Origin of the sequence: Paenibacillus sp. FSL R5-0519 (assembly GCF_037974275.1) — a bacterium.
GTDB lineage: Bacteria > Bacillota > Bacilli > Paenibacillales > Paenibacillaceae > Paenibacillus.
The window spans coordinates 1,006,553-1,024,064 of sequence record NZ_CP150234.1 but is presented as its reverse complement, the minus strand read 5'-3'; the positions used below and the strand labels follow the sequence as shown (position 1 = coordinate 1,024,064).

15 protein-coding genes are annotated in these 17,512 nt (G+C 51.5%); all 15 read right to left on the bottom strand.

Translation table 11 applies throughout. The features are described 5' to 3' along the window. Positions 1 to 74: 74 nt before the first annotated feature. Complete coding sequence (locus MKY73_RS04440) at positions 75 to 1,301, bottom strand: amidohydrolase (protein WP_339305860.1); 1,227 nt, start codon at positions 1,299 to 1,301, stop codon at positions 75 to 77. Between the two features lie 50 nt (positions 1,302 to 1,351). After that, complete coding sequence (locus MKY73_RS04435; RefSeq protein WP_339305858.1) at positions 1,352 to 2,413, bottom strand: LLM class flavin-dependent oxidoreductase; 1,062 nt, start codon at positions 2,411 to 2,413, stop codon at positions 1,352 to 1,354. Between the two features lie 231 nt (positions 2,414 to 2,644). Then, positions 2,645 to 3,517, bottom strand: coding sequence for a LysR family transcriptional regulator (locus tag MKY73_RS04430; RefSeq protein ID WP_339305856.1), 873 nt, complete (start codon positions 3,515 to 3,517; stop codon positions 2,645 to 2,647). Between the two features lie 69 nt (positions 3,518 to 3,586). Further along, positions 3,587 to 4,135: an NADPH-dependent FMN reductase gene (ssuE, locus tag MKY73_RS04425; RefSeq protein WP_339305854.1), complete on the bottom strand. Its 549-nt coding sequence runs from the start codon at positions 4,133 to 4,135 to the stop codon at positions 3,587 to 3,589. A 26-nt stretch (positions 4,136 to 4,161) separates the two neighbouring features. Continuing rightward, positions 4,162 to 5,079: an ABC transporter permease gene (locus MKY73_RS04420; protein ID WP_339305852.1), complete on the bottom strand. Its 918-nt coding sequence runs from the start codon at positions 5,077 to 5,079 to the stop codon at positions 4,162 to 4,164. 60 nt (positions 5,080 to 5,139) lie between these two features. Beyond that, positions 5,140 to 6,072, bottom strand: a complete 933-nt coding sequence (locus MKY73_RS04415; RefSeq protein WP_036605816.1) for an ABC transporter permease — start codon at positions 6,070 to 6,072, stop codon at positions 5,140 to 5,142. 261 nt (positions 6,073 to 6,333) lie between these two features. Then, positions 6,334 to 7,980 carry an ABC transporter substrate-binding protein gene (locus tag MKY73_RS04410; RefSeq protein ID WP_339305850.1) on the bottom strand — a complete coding sequence of 549 codons (1,647 nt, stop codon included), beginning with the start codon at positions 7,978 to 7,980 and terminating at the stop codon, positions 6,334 to 6,336. Between the two features lie 116 nt (positions 7,981 to 8,096). After that, positions 8,097 to 9,440 carry an LLM class flavin-dependent oxidoreductase gene (locus MKY73_RS04405; RefSeq protein WP_339305848.1) on the bottom strand — a complete coding sequence of 448 codons (1,344 nt, stop codon included), beginning with the start codon at positions 9,438 to 9,440 and terminating at the stop codon, positions 8,097 to 8,099. A gap of 325 nt (positions 9,441 to 9,765) precedes the next feature. Next, positions 9,766 to 10,044: a glutaredoxin family protein gene (locus MKY73_RS04400; protein WP_253440555.1), complete on the bottom strand. Its 279-nt coding sequence runs from the start codon at positions 10,042 to 10,044 to the stop codon at positions 9,766 to 9,768. Between the two features lie 348 nt (positions 10,045 to 10,392). After that, the gene (locus MKY73_RS04395) at positions 10,393 to 12,117 is read right to left on the bottom strand and encodes a glycosyltransferase family 2 protein (protein ID WP_339305847.1); all 1,725 of its coding nucleotides are present in this window, start codon (positions 12,115 to 12,117) and stop codon (positions 10,393 to 10,395) included. Between the two features lie 66 nt (positions 12,118 to 12,183). Beyond that, entirely contained in the window at positions 12,184 to 12,831 is a 648-nt protein-coding gene (locus MKY73_RS04390; protein WP_339308482.1) for a GT-D fold domain-containing glycosyltransferase, read from the bottom strand. A 905-nt stretch (positions 12,832 to 13,736) separates the two neighbouring features. Then, a complete protein-coding gene (locus tag MKY73_RS04385) occupies positions 13,737 to 14,468 on the bottom strand; it encodes a sugar phosphate nucleotidyltransferase (RefSeq protein ID WP_339305846.1) in 732 nt (243 codons plus the stop codon). Then, entirely contained in the window at positions 14,465 to 15,238 is a 774-nt protein-coding gene (locus MKY73_RS04380; protein WP_339305844.1) for a glycosyltransferase family 2 protein, read from the bottom strand. The genes MKY73_RS04385 and MKY73_RS04380 overlap by 4 nt, the downstream gene beginning before the upstream one ends. Further along, positions 15,235 to 16,350: a glycosyltransferase family A protein gene (locus MKY73_RS04375; RefSeq protein WP_339305842.1), complete on the bottom strand. Its 1,116-nt coding sequence runs from the start codon at positions 16,348 to 16,350 to the stop codon at positions 15,235 to 15,237. The genes MKY73_RS04380 and MKY73_RS04375 overlap by 4 nt, the downstream gene beginning before the upstream one ends. Before the next feature lie 41 nt (positions 16,351 to 16,391). Continuing rightward, entirely contained in the window at positions 16,392 to 17,357 is a 966-nt protein-coding gene (locus MKY73_RS04370; RefSeq protein WP_339308481.1) for a glycosyltransferase, read from the bottom strand. Positions 17,358 to 17,512 lie beyond the last annotated feature (155 nt).

The window sequence follows — 17,512 nt, the reverse complement described above, 5'->3', positions numbered from 1 at the left end:
AAGAAATACAAAAAACGGTTGCCGTAGAACGGAACCGTTTCGCTCCGGACATGATCCAGAGTTCAAAACATGTCTTACTCTTGATGTGCTTGCACATTGTGCAGTGCTTGCTCAGCTAATGCAGCCAGAAGATGTGCTCCCAGCGGCAATGCCCGTTCATCCACATCAAAGCCAGGGTGATGCCACTCATGCGGGCCAGAGGTGCCCAGGAAGAGGAACAGGCCGGGAACTTCTTTTTGATAAAAAGAGAAGTCCTCCCCTGCTGGAGAAGGAAGCGGTCTAACATGATTCAGCCCAATCTCACTTGCAACTTGCTCCGCCGCAGATGCGAGAGACGCATCGTTGACCACGGCAGGTGGTCCCTGAATCCAGCGAACCGTAGCCCGTGTGCCATAGGCCGCCGCTACACCCGACACCACCTGATTGAAACGCTCGCGAATCCGTGCACGCACTTTCTCATCAAAGGTACGTACTGTGCCATCGAGTATCGCTTCATCCGGAATGACGTTCCAGGCTGTGCCGCTGTGGAGCTTGGTAACGCTAATGACGGCGCTCTCCTGTGCGCCCACATTACGACTCACAATCGCCTGTAAAGCCGTAACGATATGTGCGGCAACCACGATCGGATCAATGCCTGCTTCAGGCACGGCTGCATGGGTGCCTACACCTTCCACTTTAACAACAAAACCGTCTGCCGCCGCCATCAATGCGCCTTCCCGAATACCTACCGTACCCACCTGAAGGTCAGGCTTGTTATGTAACCCGAATACGGCCTGAACATCGGATAATGCACCGCTCTGGATCACTTGCCGTGCACCCGTTGCTTTTTCCTCCGATGGCTGGAATAACAACCGTACTTTTCCCGGCAAACTGGACTCGCGCTGCTTCAACAATCGTGCAGCACCAATCAGAATAGCAGTATGTGCGTCATGTCCACAGGCGTGCATCTTCCCAGCCACCTGCGAGGCAAATTCCAGCTTCGTCTCTTCTTGAATGGGCAACGCATCAATATCTGCTCTTAGGGCAACCACTCGGCCATCCCCCTGACCTACTTCAGCGATGAGCCCTGTCCGCAGCACATATTCGTCTGCAATACGGACGCCTTCCTCTTCCAGCCAACTGCGAATGGCAGCCGTCGTTTCCCTTTCCTCACCGGACAATTCCGGGTTGCGATGCAGATGTCGCCGAATGGTGATTAAACGTTCCGCGAATTCTTCCGCCCGTTCACCGTGAAGCTCATGTTCGGGGCCCTGTACTTGCGCTTCAGCCTGCTGCTTGGGCTGTTCCAGATCACTTTTCATCACATGACCTCCCATTCGTAAATATTCTCTGCTACATTAACTGCCTACTTCTATCCGATTGCGGCTTCCTGTGTCTCGGATTCCAGTGCAAATTCGCTTAGTCCCTGCTCTGCCAGAATTTCACGCAACAATTCAAATGAACGAATTCGCTTGGCAAAGTCCCGTGTCGCTGTAGTCACAATGAACTCTTCCACCGCAAAATCCTGCTGGAACTTCAGCAGTGCCTGACCTACGGTTTCTTTTGTGCCCCGGGTCACGCTTGGTTCAAGAATTTCAAGTCGGTACTTTTCGTTGGATTGACGTCCGAATTCTTCCGCCTGTTCCACAGAACCGACCGTCAACACCTTGCCGCTCTCCATGTGAATTCTCACCAGCTTATGTTCACTCGCAAGCCCTTCCGCTTCTTCCTCACTCTCAGCCACAATCAGGGATATCGCCAGTGCAGCGTAGGGCTCCCGTCCTTGGGAACGATCAAATTGTTCACGATATACACGGATGGCCTCAAGCGCTACATCGATATTACTGTTAATGAATAGTGAAAAGACATATGGAAGTCCCAGTTCCGCAGCCATACCCGCACTGTCAACACTGGCTCCAAGCATGTACAGTTCCGCTGGAATGTCCGATACAGGAGAAGCAGTAAGTCCCGCAAGTGGATGAGCTGGATCTGCATGTGGTTCATTATGGATGTATCGCTTCACCTGAACAATTTTCTCTTGAAGAGAAGCCGCACCCTGAATACCTTCCTGTAACGCCTGTGTTGAACGCGGTAATCCACCTGGTGCACGACCGATTCCCAGGTCAACTCTTCCTGGTCCGAGTGCTGCGAGGATATTGAAATTTTCGGCGACTTTGTATGGACTGTAATGCTGGAGCATCACTCCGCCAGACCCCAGACGAATGCGCTTCGTATGTGCAAGCAAGTGGGAGATGAGTACCTCCGGGGAGGAACCTGCAACATTCCCGGAATCATGGTGCTCCGATACCCAAAACCGATGGAATCCAAGCTGCTCAGCCCGCTGTGCCAGCTCAATCGTATGCCGAAAAGCATCCACCGCCGTTTCCCCTTCATAGATTGGGGTCTGATCCAAAATGCCCACACGAATACTCATATCCTTCTCCTCCTTGATTGTGCTGAACCGCTGTTCTTGATCACTGTTAAGTTGAACTAGAGAAGTTACACGTTATCACTCCGATTGCAGTACCATCTTCTGATCGCTCTTACCCCCAGATTTTTCCCTTGGTCCAAGGGAAAAATCTGTTGATAAATGCGCACGCTTCGCTTCTTCAGATTGGTTCTGCACTCTCCGTTTTGGTGTAAAAGTCGGATTCAACAAGACGCTCTATAACTGCCGCAGCAGTTCCCCGAAGGGCTCTGCCAATGGCGAATATTCTTCCTTTAACGTGACAACGCTGATCTGCAACGATACACCTGCGACCTCATGTACCTGAATAGGGAACAGCTCCTGATTCTGCACTTCCTTCTTCACCGTAAGTCCCGGGAGAAAGGCAATGCCTGCCCCCTGCATAACCAGTTTCTTCGCTGTCTCCGAATTATCGACATGGTATGTAATATTCGGCGGATGTTCCAGCGAGTCGAAAGCCCGGTGAATGCGAAGCCAGTCCAGTGAACCACATTCGAAAAAGACCAGTTGCTCATGCCGGATCGCTTCCATGCTGACATGCCCGCTCTCAATGAATGGATGTCCTTTGTACACATAGAGCTGGATCGGATCTTCATAAAAAGCAACCGTACGGATCGCGGGATGCATCACCTTGCGTACAAAAGCAAGATCGATCTCCTGACCAAGCAATTTGGCAATCAGCTGATCCGTCGTTGCCGTCGTCAGTTTGATATTAATTTCGGGGTAAGCTTCTTTGATCTTGGGTAGAAAATCGGGAATGACATAATTTGATACCGATACTGTACTACCCAGTCGAAGCGCATCCGGTGTTGTCCGGCGCTGCTGAATCTTCTGCTTGCCCTTCTGAATGACTTGCAGCACTTGCTGCGCATATGGCAGGAATTTCCGACCTTCTTCTGTCAGCACGATTTGCTTGCCAAGCCGATCAAACAACTTGCAGCCCAGCTCCCTTTCCAGTGACTGAATGCGAGCTGTGACCGAAGGTTGGGACAAGAAGAGTACTTCGGCAGCCTTATTGAAGCTTCCATAATGATTGATATATACAAATGCTTCAATATTCTCGATATTCATGAGTGCCTCCGTATCCACGTCCGCAGACGTTTGATCTTATATCTATTTATCCAATACACTTACTTGGTTTTATGATATCGTAATCCCATCCTTTTCCAGTGTCAATCTCAATTCATCCAGCGAGCGATCCAGACGTGTAGTAATATCTGCCGAGAGTACGAATTGTCCATCATCCAGTCGTTCGATTCCCTGATCCACAGCATACACGCCACCCAGAATATGTCTTCCACCAAGGGCTGCCAGTACAGGCTTCAATGCATAATCAATGGCGAGCAGATGAGCAATAGAGCCACCGATAACGAGTGGAAGTGTCAACTTGCCCCGTAACCCTTCTTGCGGGATCAGATCCAGGAACAGCTTGAGCACTCCCGAGTATGATGCCTTGTATACGGGTGTAGCTACAATGACTGCATCCGAGGCTTCAACGACAGCAAGGGCATCCCCAATGAATGAGCTGTCGAACCGGGCTTGCACCAGATCCTCAGCGGGTAGATCCGCAACATGAATGACTTCAACGGTGATGCCTGCCTCCGTTAATTTCTGACTGCTGTAATCCGTCAGACCTGTCAAACGCGAACGTTTGGAAGGTGATCCGGCAATAATGGCAACATGTGGCATAACATATCTCCTCCTTCGAATAGCGGTCAAGTCGCTCCTTTTACTTTGGGGTCCAACCGATCGCGAATATCGTCTCCAATCAGATTAACCGCCAGTACAAACAACGTAATCGCCAGCCCCGGGAACGTACAGATCCACCAGGCAACCGTCAGATAACCTCTCCCTTGCGAGAGCAATGCACCCCAATCCGGAATTTCTTTCAATACCCCAAGTCCAAGAAAACTCAGTCCGGAGCCCGTCAAGATCGATGTACCTACGCCCAGCGTGGCCATAACCAACAACGGTGACAACGAATGCGGCAGTACATGTTTCCAGAAAATACGGGCATTGGAACCGCCCAGTGAACGTGTCGCTGTAATGAAAGGCAGTCCTTTGACCGATATGACCTGCCCGCGCATGACCCGTGCGTACCCCGGAATGGAGGAAACGGCAACAGCCAGTGCAATATTCATCAGTCCTGGGCCGAGAGCAGCGGCAACAGACAATGCCAGGAGCACACCGGGTACCGCCATCAGAATATCAACAGCCCGCATGGTGATTGTGTCAACAATGCCTCCGGCATAGCCGGAGATAATACCAAGCGCACTACCGACAATACCACCCACAAGAACCGAAGCGAATCCAATGAGCAACGAATCCCTGCTTCCATGCACAACCACACTGAAGATATCCCTGCCAAAATAGTCCGTCCCGAACAGGTGCGCAGCAGAGGGAGCCTGCAGAATGGCATCCGTCATCATCTGCGTTGGATCATAGGGCGCAATCCAGTCTGGCACAATCGCACATGCCACGGTAAAGACCACCACCAGCAATGCTGCATAAAAGAATAATCGGGATACCGCCAAAGAGAGGCGATAACGCCAAGGGCGGCGATTCCATAGACGGATATGTCCTGCACCGCCTGCCCATGCTTTTTTGTCACCAGCCAAAGGTTTCATGCTCATGAGCAACAACGCCTCCTTCCATACTCATTGTCAGGCCACTGCTGACTGTTCCAACCAATATCATGTTCGGACTGCACGCCGAACCCGGGGATCAATGTACGAATACGATATATCCACCAACAGGTTCAAGACAACATAGATAATGGATGTGAAAAAGACGACACCTTGCACCACCGGCAGATCCTTGGCCATTAGCGCATCTGCAATAATTCGGCCAATCCCCTGTCTGGAGAAGACGGTCTCCACCACAACCGTTCCAGCAAGCAGATCACCGATCAGCATGCCGATTACTGTTACAGCAGGGATTAGCGCATTACGCAGTGCATGACCATACATGATAGCTCGTTCCGAAAGGCCTTTGGCCCGCAAGGCCACGATAAACGGTTCATTGATGACTTCCAGCATACTGTTCCGTACCATCCGTACAATAAATCCTGCACCCACGAGACCCAGTGTAGCCGCGGGAAGAACCAGTGAACTGAAACCGTCGGAACCCATGGCCGGAAACCAGCCAAGCTGTACCGAGAATAACAGGATGAGCAGGATCCCCGTCCAGAAGGTTGGCATGGAGATGCCGAACAGCCCAACGAGCCGGGCGACGAAATCAATTACGCCATTGCGATGAATGGCAGACAATACACCGAGTGTAATTCCGATTGTAATGGCAATGATTGAGCTGAGAGCAGTCAAAGCCAGTGTCGCTGGAAAATGTTCCAGTATCTTCGGCAAGACCGGATCCGAATTGATCATGGATTTGCCAAAATCCCCACGCAGCATATCACCGAAATAATTCGCAAACTGGATGTAAAACGGCTGATCCAATCCAAGCTGCACCCGCAGATTCTCGATCATCTCCGGGGTAGCGGAGGACGGGTCCAGCATGAGCAGCACCGGATCACCCGGCAGGAGATACATGATGCAGTACACCAGCACCGAAGCTCCGAATATAACCAGAAGCGATGTTGCAAGTCTCGACAGTATCGTTTGAACCATACCGGGATATCTCCTTCCTGTATCTGGATTGGTCGTTACTATAGTGCGTGTTCAAAAAGACCAGTTTTCAGTACCGAGAAGATGGAATGAAGCTAGAAATGGAGTAGCGGAGCGTAGGAAACTACGTGAGCAACTAAAATGTTTCCAAAGGAAACATACTTCGTAAGCCTCCCGCTTATTTCGGCTGAATTTCATATTCGATGCTGATCATGCCATTAGGCATGACTCGTAATCAAAAGTGGACTTTTTGAACAACCTCTGTTAGGGCTGAATGCGGACGTCGTTGAAGAGCGGATAGCCCAGTGAATCGAACTTGATGCCTTCGACCTTTTTGGATGCTGCAATAGTGTACGGGAATACATAGATCGGCAAAATGACCGCTTGCTCAATCAGGTATTGTTGAATCTGATTGTAGATCTCGACACGTTTATCCGGGTCACTCTCCACGGCCCCCTGCTCCAGCAGTTCATCGATCTTCGGATCAGACAAACCGGACAAGGTCGGACGCTGCCCCTCTGCACTCGTATGATAGAAGGCGTACAAGGCATTTGGATCGGAATTGACCTGGCTATTGCCATAGAGATCATAATCCCAGTTCTGATAGATGACCGTTGCTACGTCTTTGGTAATCTCCACTTCAACGGCAATGCCTACCTGTTTCAACTGTTGCTGGATAATCGCAGCAATGTCATTGCGTTTCTCCCGATTGGGTGAACCATCGACATAACGCAGGGTCAGCTTCTGGCCATCTTTGGCACGAATACCGTCTGCACCTTTCACCCAGCCTTGTTCGTCCAGCAGCTGATTGGCTTTGTTGATGTCCGGGTTGATGCTTCCTTCCAGCGATGCATCATATCCCAGGATTCCAGGAGACAGTGCAGACCACGCTCGTTCATAGTTGCCCAGATACAATGTTTTTACAATCGATTCCACATCTACAGCGGATTGCACTGCCTGCCTTACTTTCACATCATCCCAAGGCGCTTTGCGCAGATTGAAAAAGAGTGTATATGGCAATCCAACGGTATTGGCCTGCAACAATTGTTGGTTCGGATCGTTCTTTAATGCAGCGATATTTTGCGGCGGAACGGTCTCGGCAGCAAGTACCTGGCCACTCTGAACACTTCCGATGCGTGTCGCTTCTTCCGGTACGATCTTGAATGTGATCGTATCCACATGAGGTGCGGCTTTATTTTCAACCGTCTCAGGTCCCCAGTTGTAATCCTTGTTTTTGGCAACGACGATATCCGCATTTTCATCCCATTTCACAAAGGTATACGGACCTGTGCCTACCGGATTTTTACCCAGCTGATCGCCATATTTTTGGGCAGCTGTAGGGGATACGATCCCCAGAAGTGCCTGACTCAGATTGCCGAGAAAAGCTTGCGATGGTGAATCCAGATTCACCTTGATGGTATATTCATCAATGACCTCGGAGGAGCTGTAGGGTCTAATCAGGGCTAATGAATTGGCAGCTTTGGTGGCCGGATCAATCACTCGGTCCAGATTGTATTTCACGGCTTCCGCATTAAACGGTGTACCATCATGGAACTTCACGCCTTCACGCAGCTTGAACGTATAACTCTTGCCGTCCTCGGATACGCTCCATTCCGTAGCGAGCCAAGGTTTGATGGAACCGTCAGGCAGCTGCACGACCAGATTATCGTAGATCGTCCGGATCGCACGTACCGCCACGGCAAGACCACTGCGATGAGGGTCCAACGTATCCGGTGAAGTCGCGAGTGCAAAAGTCAGGTTGCCTCCTTCGGTTTGCCCGCCCTGTTCTCCGCCTGATGCCTGTGCTGAACCATTCGTGTTGCCTCCCGCCGCGGCTCCGCAACCGGATAATACCATCACCAATACTGCTGCCAATGCCATATATTTCATCCATGAGATAGACCTGTTCATATCGCTTCCCCCTCTGTGTATACAGGTGTCATTAAATTGATGCTTATACCAATAATCTATATTTCCTATGAGTTAAGTCGGTTTTAAGATAGTGCAAATGGTTGAGCTCATCTCAATTATGCCAGATCAGATACAACTTGCTCCCTGGCAGCCGTATAACGGTTAACCGGAATTTTCACCCCAAGGTTCCCCCGCAATGTATCGTGCTCATACTCCGTACGATAAAGGCCGCGCTCTTGCAGAATCGGAACAACCAGTTCTACGAAATCAGACAATCCACTTGGCAGTTCAGAAGCAATAATGAAACCATCTGCCGCTTCCGTCTCAAACCATTCCTGAATTTTGTCAGCGACCTGCTCCGGTGTGCCCAGGAATTTGCTGCGTGGTGTTGCTGCCCGCAGAGCCACTTCACGCAAGGTCAATCCCTGCTCCTTGGCATCCTTCTTGATCTTGTCTGTGCCACTGCGGAAACTGTTGCTTCCGATTCCGTTCAGCTCAGGGAAAGGCTCATCCAATGGATATTGGGAGAAATCATGATGTTCGAAGAAACGTCCCAGGTAATCCAATGCCTTGTCAATTGTGACCAAGCTTGCGATCTCCTGATATTTCTGTTCAGCTTCTTCCTCTGTCCGTCCAACAATAGGATTGATGCCTGGCAGAATGACAATATCCTGTGAAGAACGTCCATAGGAAGCTGCCCGCGTTTTCACATCCTTATAGAATGCCTGTGCATCTTCAATTGTATCGTGTCCGGTAAAGACAGCATCCGCTTCTTGTGCAGCCAGGTTTTTGCCATCTTCCGAAGAACCTGCCTGGAAAATTACCGGCTGTCCTTGCCGTGAACGGGCAATATTGAGCGGACCCTGTACGGAGAAGAATTCTCCTTCATGATTAAGGGTGTGCAGCTTGGATGGGTCGAAGAATACACCGCTCTCTTTGTCTCTTACAAAGGCATCATCTTCCCACGAGTCCCACAATCCTTTGGTTACCTGCAGATATTCCGTAGCGATACGGTAACGTTCCGGATGTGTTGGATGATTACTCTTGCTGTAGTTCTTCGCTGTACCTTCCAGTGGAGAGGTCACAACGTTCCAGCCTGCACGACCGTCACTGATCTGATCAAGGGAACCGAACTGTCTCGCTACAGTGAACGGATCACTATAGGATGTCGAGAGTGTACCCACCAGTCCAATCCGTGAAGTAACGGCAGCCAAAGCGGACAGGATACTGATCGGTTCGAAGCGATTCAGGAAATGAGGAATGGATTTCTCGGTAATATACAGACCGTCTGCGATAAATACCAGATCGAACTTGCCTTCTTCCGCTTTCAGCGTCTGACGCTTGTAGAACTCAAAGTTAACGCTGGCATCTGCCTGAACTTCCGGGTGTCTCCATGTGGTATTGCTGCCTCCAACGCCGTGTACAATTGCTCCGAATTTCAAACTGCGTTTCGCTGTCATCTTCATTCCGCCTTCCTTGGATTAAAATCTTCAAATGAATGTTCAAGGGACATTCTGAACTGATTACATATGCGAATTAACTTAAAAGTTAACTATTCCTATGAGTTTGGTTTGTTTTAATTTCACAAATCTTATCACTGCCCCGTAAAAGGGTCAACAGCGTGACTAATAGATTTTTTCTATATGCGTATTGAAGATGTGAATTAGAACTTTTAACATCTCATCAAGCATTTGCGTTATGAACGTTCCAAACTGCTGTACATGTGCGATCTTGCATCATACAGCAGCCGGAACGACTTGTTCCAAGGCGTGATATCGGCTCCCGTCAGACCGCCGCTGCTTCGTCCGGTTGTGCCAGAAGTTCAGCCAGTTTCTCCAGATCAGGTTCCAGCAAAGCTTCAAACTTGCCGTCCCCTCCCACTTCAATAACGGGTACATGCCGAATGCCATATTTTGCTTCAAGCACATCTCGGAGCACGTCATTGCCCTGCACTTCAATGTTTTCGAAAGGCTGGTTTCGCTCTGTCAGAAATGCTTTCACTTCCCCGCAGAAATGACAGCCTGTTTTGCTCCACAGCACGACTTTTTTGGTTGATGATGACATCGACATACCTCCTGCTAGGTTTTAAAATTAAGGTCCGGGAAATCCCTCCGAATGCCCTAGACCTTCAATTCCCATCTGTTAAATAAGAATTATGGCTATAAATGTACTCCTGCGCCCTTCATGCGTCAATGGATCTGCTAATAGAATAATCCTATAGTTAAATAGAAAGATTAAATTTTATATTTGAAAGAGGAATGATTTTACAGGAAGGAAACGCTCTGCTTCAGTCATCCAGCTACTCACTCATATGTAATATTCGGATGCGGAATGAATCAGAGCGATTACACAGGATATCGCTGCATCTTCCATTCCGCATCATGCTGCTGATCCGGTACAGATTGCCTGACATTACAGATCCGGGTTCAAGAGCTGAGGTGGGGCGATAATCGGCCATCCTTCTTCCAATGAATTCAGCTGTTCCGCAGACACGCTGATCATATGCCCGGAATGTATACCCCAACGTTCTGCGGCATAGACCGATACAAATCGTCTGCGCTTGCCTCCGCTGATCTGATATCGAATCTCGGGTGCATCCACTGGGGCAACAATACTTCCTTCTGCCAAGACATGGGGAGAACCCTGAACAGATGTTGTGTGCACCTGTTGTGCCTCGATCGGCCAGCTGTGCACTTCCCCTGCTGATATCAATGCTTCTCCGGCAGGAATGGCGAGCAGATCCGGTTTGGCCACCTGAACAGGAGATATTCCACGCGGTACAGGAATGTTCAGCTTACGCCGCCGACCGCCAGTTAAAGTAAAGACATCTCCTTTGGCATCGGACAGGAACGAGCCTTCCGGGTAGAAGTCATAACTGTGTCTGAACTGTAATGCTGGATCTTGGCTGCCCTGCGTTGAGATTTGCTGACGCGGATCGATTGTGCTTGTGTCTCTATCCTCTTGTTGACCGGATAAGTTACCCGAGGTTTGTTGCTTCGCCAACCGGGATGTCTCGGCAACCAGCGCATGGGGATCTCCCCACTTTTGGCTATAAAACTGCTCGTTATCCTTATTCACCACAGCAAAGTCCTGCTCCCCCAATGCTTTCATACTGACACTTCCGAAGTGGTGGATAAAAGCATCCCCGGCTACCGCTAACTGGTATCCTGCCAGCTTCACCCGGATGATCCAGTCATCATCTTCAAAATTGCCAACCGCGTACCCTTCGTCCAGATAACCCACCCGTTCCAGCAGCTCCCGTGAGAACAGCCAGCAGAATCCGACCAGGCGATCGGTTATTCGATGTTTGTCTGCATCCGGACGATTATGTGTGGCGGCAAAAGACCACATCTCTTCTACCTCACGATACGGAACCTCAATCTGCTGATCCCCGCCAATATAGTTGGTCACCGGACCCACCACACCAATCTTTGGATCACTGGCAAGACAAGTCATCATGTTATCCAGCCAGCCCGGCGTAACCAGGGTATCGTTGTTCAGCACGATGATATGTCTTCCTCTCGCCATCATCAGCCCATGATTGACACCTCCGGCAAACCCGCGGTTCTGATCCAGGGCAGCAACCCTCACCATGCCGCCTTTGCGGAGCATGGCCTTGGCAGTTCCATCCTTGGAGGCATTATCCACGACGATAATTTCGAAGGGAGCAGGTGTATGCTTTTCGATACTGGACACACATTGCAGCACATACTCCCGCTGATTGTACGTGGGAATAATGATGCTAACTCCTTCAAAAACAAGCCCAAATGAACTCTGTCCCTGGCGCACACCTTCGTCGTAACCTCTATGATAACCCTGTTTGTAGAGTCTGGCTCTGGCAGTGCGGCTGCTTTTACCTTTGCGTCTGGATTTCCGCGTTGAGCGACGACCTGCTGCATGCAGGACTGCCATCGCAGGTCGCGAGACATCGCGCTGCGCGGCAGGGCGGGCCGCTTTTTTTTCGCTGCTTACGCTGCCATTCCGGTTGTTTTCACTGCGGCTGTTGTCACTGCGAGTGCTGATATTTGGAGTGATGTTGTGATAACTGTGACCATTTCGACGGATGACGTTTCGAGCATTAACCTTGTTGCTGCGGCCATGACGTTTTTCCCCGCGCTGTTGTTCGGGTGTACTCATGTTGCTCCCTCCATTTCCACTCGTCCGTGAGGCCAACGTGCACATAACCAGCCCCCGGACGGTCCACTAGAGTTGAAGATCTCCCTTTACCAGTTTGTCAGCCAAATGTCCAAAATCAAGAGCAACCTTGCCAAGTTCACCTGCGATTCGCCGACACAGAATGACCGCCGGAATACCCGCTGCCACCAACGCGATATCGAAGGCATGTTCTGCGGTTAGCTGCATCACTCTCTGAATATCCATCACTCCCGCCACAGAACCAATGATGCCTGTGACATGAATCCCCCGGTTATGCAGCAGTGCCCCAAGCTCGGCAGCCTGACTGCCTATAAGCAGAACCCGCCGCCCTTGCAGCACCGGTAGCACCAAGCCGGACTGATGCAGACTGTAATTGATCGTGGAGCTGGTCAACTTCAGCCGGGACCAGTCGATCCCGAAGTGGCGCAATACGGGGAAGAGCAGCCCCTGGAATGTAGGCGCCCGTGAGATCGGGACGCCAACCCAGTCGGCGGCCTGTATGGCTTCCGCAAGCATCGCGCGGATGTCGGGGGTTGAGCATGGCACCCCTGCATAGGGCAGAAACGGTGCCAGCTCCTGCACTTCCTGACCGGGCAGCACCGTATCGGCTGCCAGCGTCAGCAGTTCGCCATCTCCGAGGCGAACGACAGACAAGGGGCGCTGTGCATCCAGCGCCGCCACGATGTGTCCAGCCATCTCATGCGGGCTGGACAGCCGGGTCAGGCTGGGCGCGTATTGGCGAAATCCCGCCGCGATCAAATCTGCCGCCGCCACGGCAGGCAGAATGTGATCCGGCGGGATGTGCTGCGCCACCAGCGCCTCACCGCCGGCGAATACGCCGTCGCGGTAGCCCTCGGCATAGCCGCCGGGCACGGCCTGCGCCTGCACTGCATGCTCCGCGAGCGGTGCAGGCGCAGGCAAGCCCTTTGCGCTGCCCGCATGCGCGGCGGCAGCGCCTCCCCGCCCCGCGGGAGCGACACCCTTCGGGTGTGTCGCTTGGCGCGGGGCGGGGCCAGCACCGCTGGCAGGCATCGCCTGTGGCGTGCTGGCTTGCGGTGCTGGCATGGGCGCACGGCGCATCGCCGTGCGCTGCTTGGCGCGGGCAGCGGCACGCCCGCCCCGCGCGGGTGCAGGCTTGCGCCAAGCAGTGGCCTGGCGCGGGCCGGCTTTGCCTTTGCGAGTGCGGCTGGCTCTCGCCGCTTTGCTCGCGCTCGCAGGGCCAGCTTTGCCTGCTCTGCCAACAACAGTGCCTGGGCTGCTCGCTTTGCCTGCACGGACCTTATGCGCTGCGCCGGCAGATGTCCCCGCTTTCGTCAGGGTACTGCGTTTCCCTGACTTCACACCTTTGACTCCAGCAGGCCCGGTACCTGCTGCTGTCGGAGTGCCACTGCCCATTAATACAGCCGGGTGGATGCCCCGGGGCTTACCTGACACAGTGACCTCAGCAGACCCGGTGCGTGTCACTACTCTCACGCCATTCCCTCCTTTGGCATGCACGAGGATGGTCGCTGCGCAAAGCGCCGGAGCATCCTTCCAGCTCCGGCGCAGGGTGTTCTGCTCCCATGGGGCACCGCACAGCGGCAGCATCAGGCGCATTCATTTTAGGGCAATTGTCCTTTCATGCGAACGGCTGCTTCCTGGAGCGAATCAAATGTACCTGCATCACTCCAGTATTTCTGCAAAATGTCGTATTCCAGTCCGCCAGCAGACGCGTAGTGATTATTCACATCCGTAATTTCGAGTTCTCCGCGCGCAGACGGCGAGATATTGCGAATCAGGTTAAAAACATGATCATCATACATGTATATTCCCGTCACACAATAAGAAGTTTTCGGCTGGTGTGGCTTCTCCTCAATATACGAGATTCGCTGCGGATGCTGTGGATCAAAGACAGGCACCCCGTAACGACGTGCATCATCCACCTCTTTGAGCAGGACTCGTGCTGTACCCGCAGGTTGCTGCATGTAGCGGTCCACATAAGGCTTCAGATCATCACTGAAGAGATTATCGCCGAGAAGCACAACGAATTTTTCGCCAGGAAGAATAAAGGATGTCGCCAGGTCCAATGCTTCCGCGATCCCGCCTGCCTTTTCCTGAATACGATAAGTCAACTTGACCCCATGATCCGCTCCGCCACCAAGATACTCTGTATATAGCCCGGCGGAATGTTTGTTAATCACAATCAATATTTCATCAACACCTGCCTGGCGGAGCCTGTCAATGCCGTACATAATCATCGGATGTTTTCCGACTGGAAGCAGATGTTTGTTAATGAGCCGGGTCAGCGGATACAGTCTAGTTCCTGTTCCGCCGGCAAGAATTACACCTTTCATTCCACGTTCCCTCCTTCATCGGATATGTCCATATATTCAAGCGGATCGACATGCCATTTGTTCATAAAAATCGAACGATTACGCTCAAGCAGTTGTTTCCATGCTATCGGATCTGTCTTCTGGAAGCTGGCACTTCCCTGATGATGCACGAGAACATCTCCACATACCAGCAAGCGATAACCCTGCAATCTTGCTCTATAACAATAATCATCATCTTCATAGTGTCCCGGAGAATAGGCCTCGTCAAGCAGTCCAACCGATTCCACGACATTTCGTTTCATCAGCATGCACAGACCGACGATTCGGCAAACTTCCCTCCACCTTGAAGAATCCGCAATATTATTGGAATTGGCCAACTCCTGAAAATGTTCCATGTCACGGAACGTCAGTTCAATCTGCTGGATGCCGCTTGCATAGTTCGTAACAGGACCCGTGATCCCAATACTTGCGTCACTGTACAGAGCCATTCGCAGATTCTCCAGCCAACGGGGCGTGACCGTAACATCATTGTTCAACAGCAGCAGCTCATCACCGCAAGCTGCTCGAAGTCCAGCGTTACACGCGGCCGGAAATCCCCGATTGTCCGGAAACCTTACAAATCGAATTCGCTCCAGCGCGCAATATTCAGCCGTTCCATCCGTCGAGCCGTTATCTACAACGATAATTTCATACGACGCAGGATCGCCTGAGTATTGACGTATGGCATCGATGCAGGGCCTGATCAGATCCAGACCGTTGTACGTTGGGATAATGATACTCGTCAGTGTCATCTGGCGTTCCTCCTGTAAGCCACTTCTGCACGGGAGAGTGTGTGAGCCTGAGCTGAATTCCAACCTGTACCCAGTAAGGTAGCCAGTGCCTCCAGATGATCTCCGATGATCAATCTGGCGACATCATTCCCACTTCCCGTGTTACCAGGACGCAACCGATTGGAACGAATAACATCCACCTGACTTGGTGCGGAGACGTTCATTCCATGCTGAATAGCCAGACTTTGTGCTTTAGGTGGAACGGCCAGTGATGCTGGCTTCACCGTCTGAATCATACGACGAGATAATGCATGAGGCACGGCTGTCATGGAATTGGAACCGAGATCTGCCCGGCCTAATGTTCGGTTCAGATATGCTTTGATCCGGCTTACCTCATCCTGCCCGGCAAACGCAGGAAGCAAAGACGTCAGATTATTCAACGCCACATCCTGTCCCCGATCAACGGCGAACAGAAAGGGTGCGAGCTGTTCAGCCGGGACGACCATATCTCCATCCACAAAGAGTACCGACTCCGCATCCGTCATCTTGGCTCCAAGAGCCCGCCCGACATCATGTCCTGCCCGATCCGGTTCATAGACTACTGTAAGACCAGGCTGCTTTAGTACCTGTTTCAAACTGTCATCTGTCGTTCCATTCAGTACGACAATGATATCCGTCAGAGGCAATCGCTTTAATTGCAATAACACCTGCCCCAGTGTGTGTTCTTCATTACAGGCACAGACAACGGCAGCAGCCGAATGATGAAGAGGAACTGGCACAATCTGCAATGAATGTCCCGAGGCATGAGCATAACCCTGCATAAATGCCTTACCAGCCTTCAGGGCTAGATCGAAGTTGCTTAGTTCCGTAACGTTCACCGCGTGTGCATTCCATACGAGACGTGCGTGTTTGTCTGATGCTGTATTGTTCGCTTTCGCCTCGTTTCCTGCAACTTGCCCCGCTTCACACATCAAGTACAGATCCACTTGGCCAGACGTTGATCGGCTTTTTCTTGTTTTTTGAAGCTCCACATGCTTCTTGTTCCCATGACGCCTGTTAATTCCTATTCTTGCTGCTCTCGTTCGTCTATTTGTTGTCCGCCTGCGGCGGGCAATCCCTGAACGTTCCTTCATTTCCTCACCTCCAGCATGTTGCATCATCGGATGCGACATGCTTACCTCGCCAGGTTGCGAACACGTTTCAGATCGGTATACCCTCCGCGGGGGCCGAGCGTATCCGTAATCCACTTGATCGCTGCCATATGATCATTCAGCACCACTTGACTTAGCGGATCAGGTCCGCTTCGCTTTTTGATTCGTACTGCATTCATTCTACCCACAGGTACGTGGTGAACAGCGCGTACCCGAAGTCCGCCGATCACAGCCTTGGCTTGTGCGAGTGGCGGAACTTCCAGTGAGGATATTCCCATGACCTCAAGTCCTTTTCGGCTTATTGCATGTGGGATAGCTGTCATGGATGCCCCCCGGAGATCGGATCTTGCGAGTATGCTGTTCAACATGTGTTTGGCCTCCACGACCGGATGAACAGGATGACGAGTAACAGGCCCATGGTAGTCGTTAAGTGCCACATCCGTTCCCTTCAGCACAGCCTTCACATAAGGTGCAAGGTGCTCTGCGGGAATGGCAATATCTGCATCAGTAAAAAGCAAAACCTGACCACAGGCCGCCTCTGCGCCTACTTTTCGTCCTCCATCATGCCCCAGTGCTTCTGCATACGTAAGCACGCGTGCTCCAGCTCGTTTGGCTGCGTTAGCCGTGCCGTCTGTTGAGCCATTCACAATGACAAGCACCTCAGCATCACGGCATATCCGCAGCGCTTCACGTACAACTGCACCAATCGTTTTCTCCTCATTCATAGCAGGGATAATCACCGAGAGCAGCGGACGCTGAGAACCATCCCAATGGGCAGGTGCATCACTCATGCCATTTTCCGCTCCATTCTCTACTCCATCCCTAGCCTTTGACATCAGCTGTCTGGATGGAATAACGAACGTATAGGCCTTTGTACCCTTTTTGTGTCCAGACTTCCCTCTTCGTTTCTTCAGCACTGTTTTTCTGCGTGTCTCATTTGAGCGGGCTGCATAACGTGCTGTGGTACGGGTTTTGCGCAACAGTTTCACCTCCCGCATTCAATCATCGGCATGCCAAGGGAGTACACGTTATTCTATGTATTCGTGGAGCAGTGGAAACGGCGTATGTCCTTGCACGAAGCAGGTTCTCTCTGTGAACACGAGGGTACAGGCCTTGATTTTAGACAAAATACGTCAAAATATGT

What these genes read in the sequence shown, in the direction of transcription:
- MKY73_RS04435 (WP_339305858.1), bottom strand. Translation starts at nt 2,413, where the DNA reads ATGAGTATTCGTGTGGGCATTTTGGATCAGACCCCAATCTATGAAGGG.
- MKY73_RS04390 (WP_339308482.1), bottom strand. Translation starts at nt 12,831, where the DNA reads ATGGCTGGACACATCGTGGCGGCGCTGGATGCACAGCGCCCCTTGTCT.
- MKY73_RS04375 (WP_339305842.1), bottom strand. Translation starts at nt 16,350, where the DNA reads ATGAAGGAACGTTCAGGGATTGCCCGCCGCAGGCGGACAACAAATAGA.
- MKY73_RS04400 (WP_253440555.1), bottom strand. Translation starts at nt 10,044, where the DNA reads ATGTCATCATCAACCAAAAAAGTCGTGCTGTGGAGCAAAACAGGCTGT.
- ssuE (WP_339305854.1), bottom strand. Translation starts at nt 4,135, where the DNA reads ATGCCACATGTTGCCATTATTGCCGGATCACCTTCCAAACGTTCGCGT.
- MKY73_RS04420 (WP_339305852.1), bottom strand. Translation starts at nt 5,079, where the DNA reads ATGAGCATGAAACCTTTGGCTGGTGACAAAAAAGCATGGGCAGGCGGT.
- MKY73_RS04415 (WP_036605816.1), bottom strand. Translation starts at nt 6,072, where the DNA reads ATGGTTCAAACGATACTGTCGAGACTTGCAACATCGCTTCTGGTTATA.
- MKY73_RS04440 (WP_339305860.1), bottom strand. Translation starts at nt 1,301, where the DNA reads ATGAAAAGTGATCTGGAACAGCCCAAGCAGCAGGCTGAAGCGCAAGTA.
- MKY73_RS04405 (WP_339305848.1), bottom strand. Translation starts at nt 9,440, where the DNA reads ATGACAGCGAAACGCAGTTTGAAATTCGGAGCAATTGTACACGGCGTT.
- MKY73_RS04395 (WP_339305847.1), bottom strand. Translation starts at nt 12,117, where the DNA reads ATGAGTACACCCGAACAACAGCGCGGGGAAAAACGTCATGGCCGCAGC.
- MKY73_RS04410 (WP_339305850.1), bottom strand. Translation starts at nt 7,980, where the DNA reads ATGAACAGGTCTATCTCATGGATGAAATATATGGCATTGGCAGCAGTA.
- MKY73_RS04380 (WP_339305844.1), bottom strand. Translation starts at nt 15,238, where the DNA reads ATGACACTGACGAGTATCATTATCCCAACGTACAACGGTCTGGATCTG.
- MKY73_RS04430 (WP_339305856.1), bottom strand. Translation starts at nt 3,517, where the DNA reads ATGAATATCGAGAATATTGAAGCATTTGTATATATCAATCATTATGGA.
- MKY73_RS04385 (WP_339305846.1), bottom strand. Translation starts at nt 14,468, where the DNA reads ATGAAAGGTGTAATTCTTGCCGGCGGAACAGGAACTAGACTGTATCCG.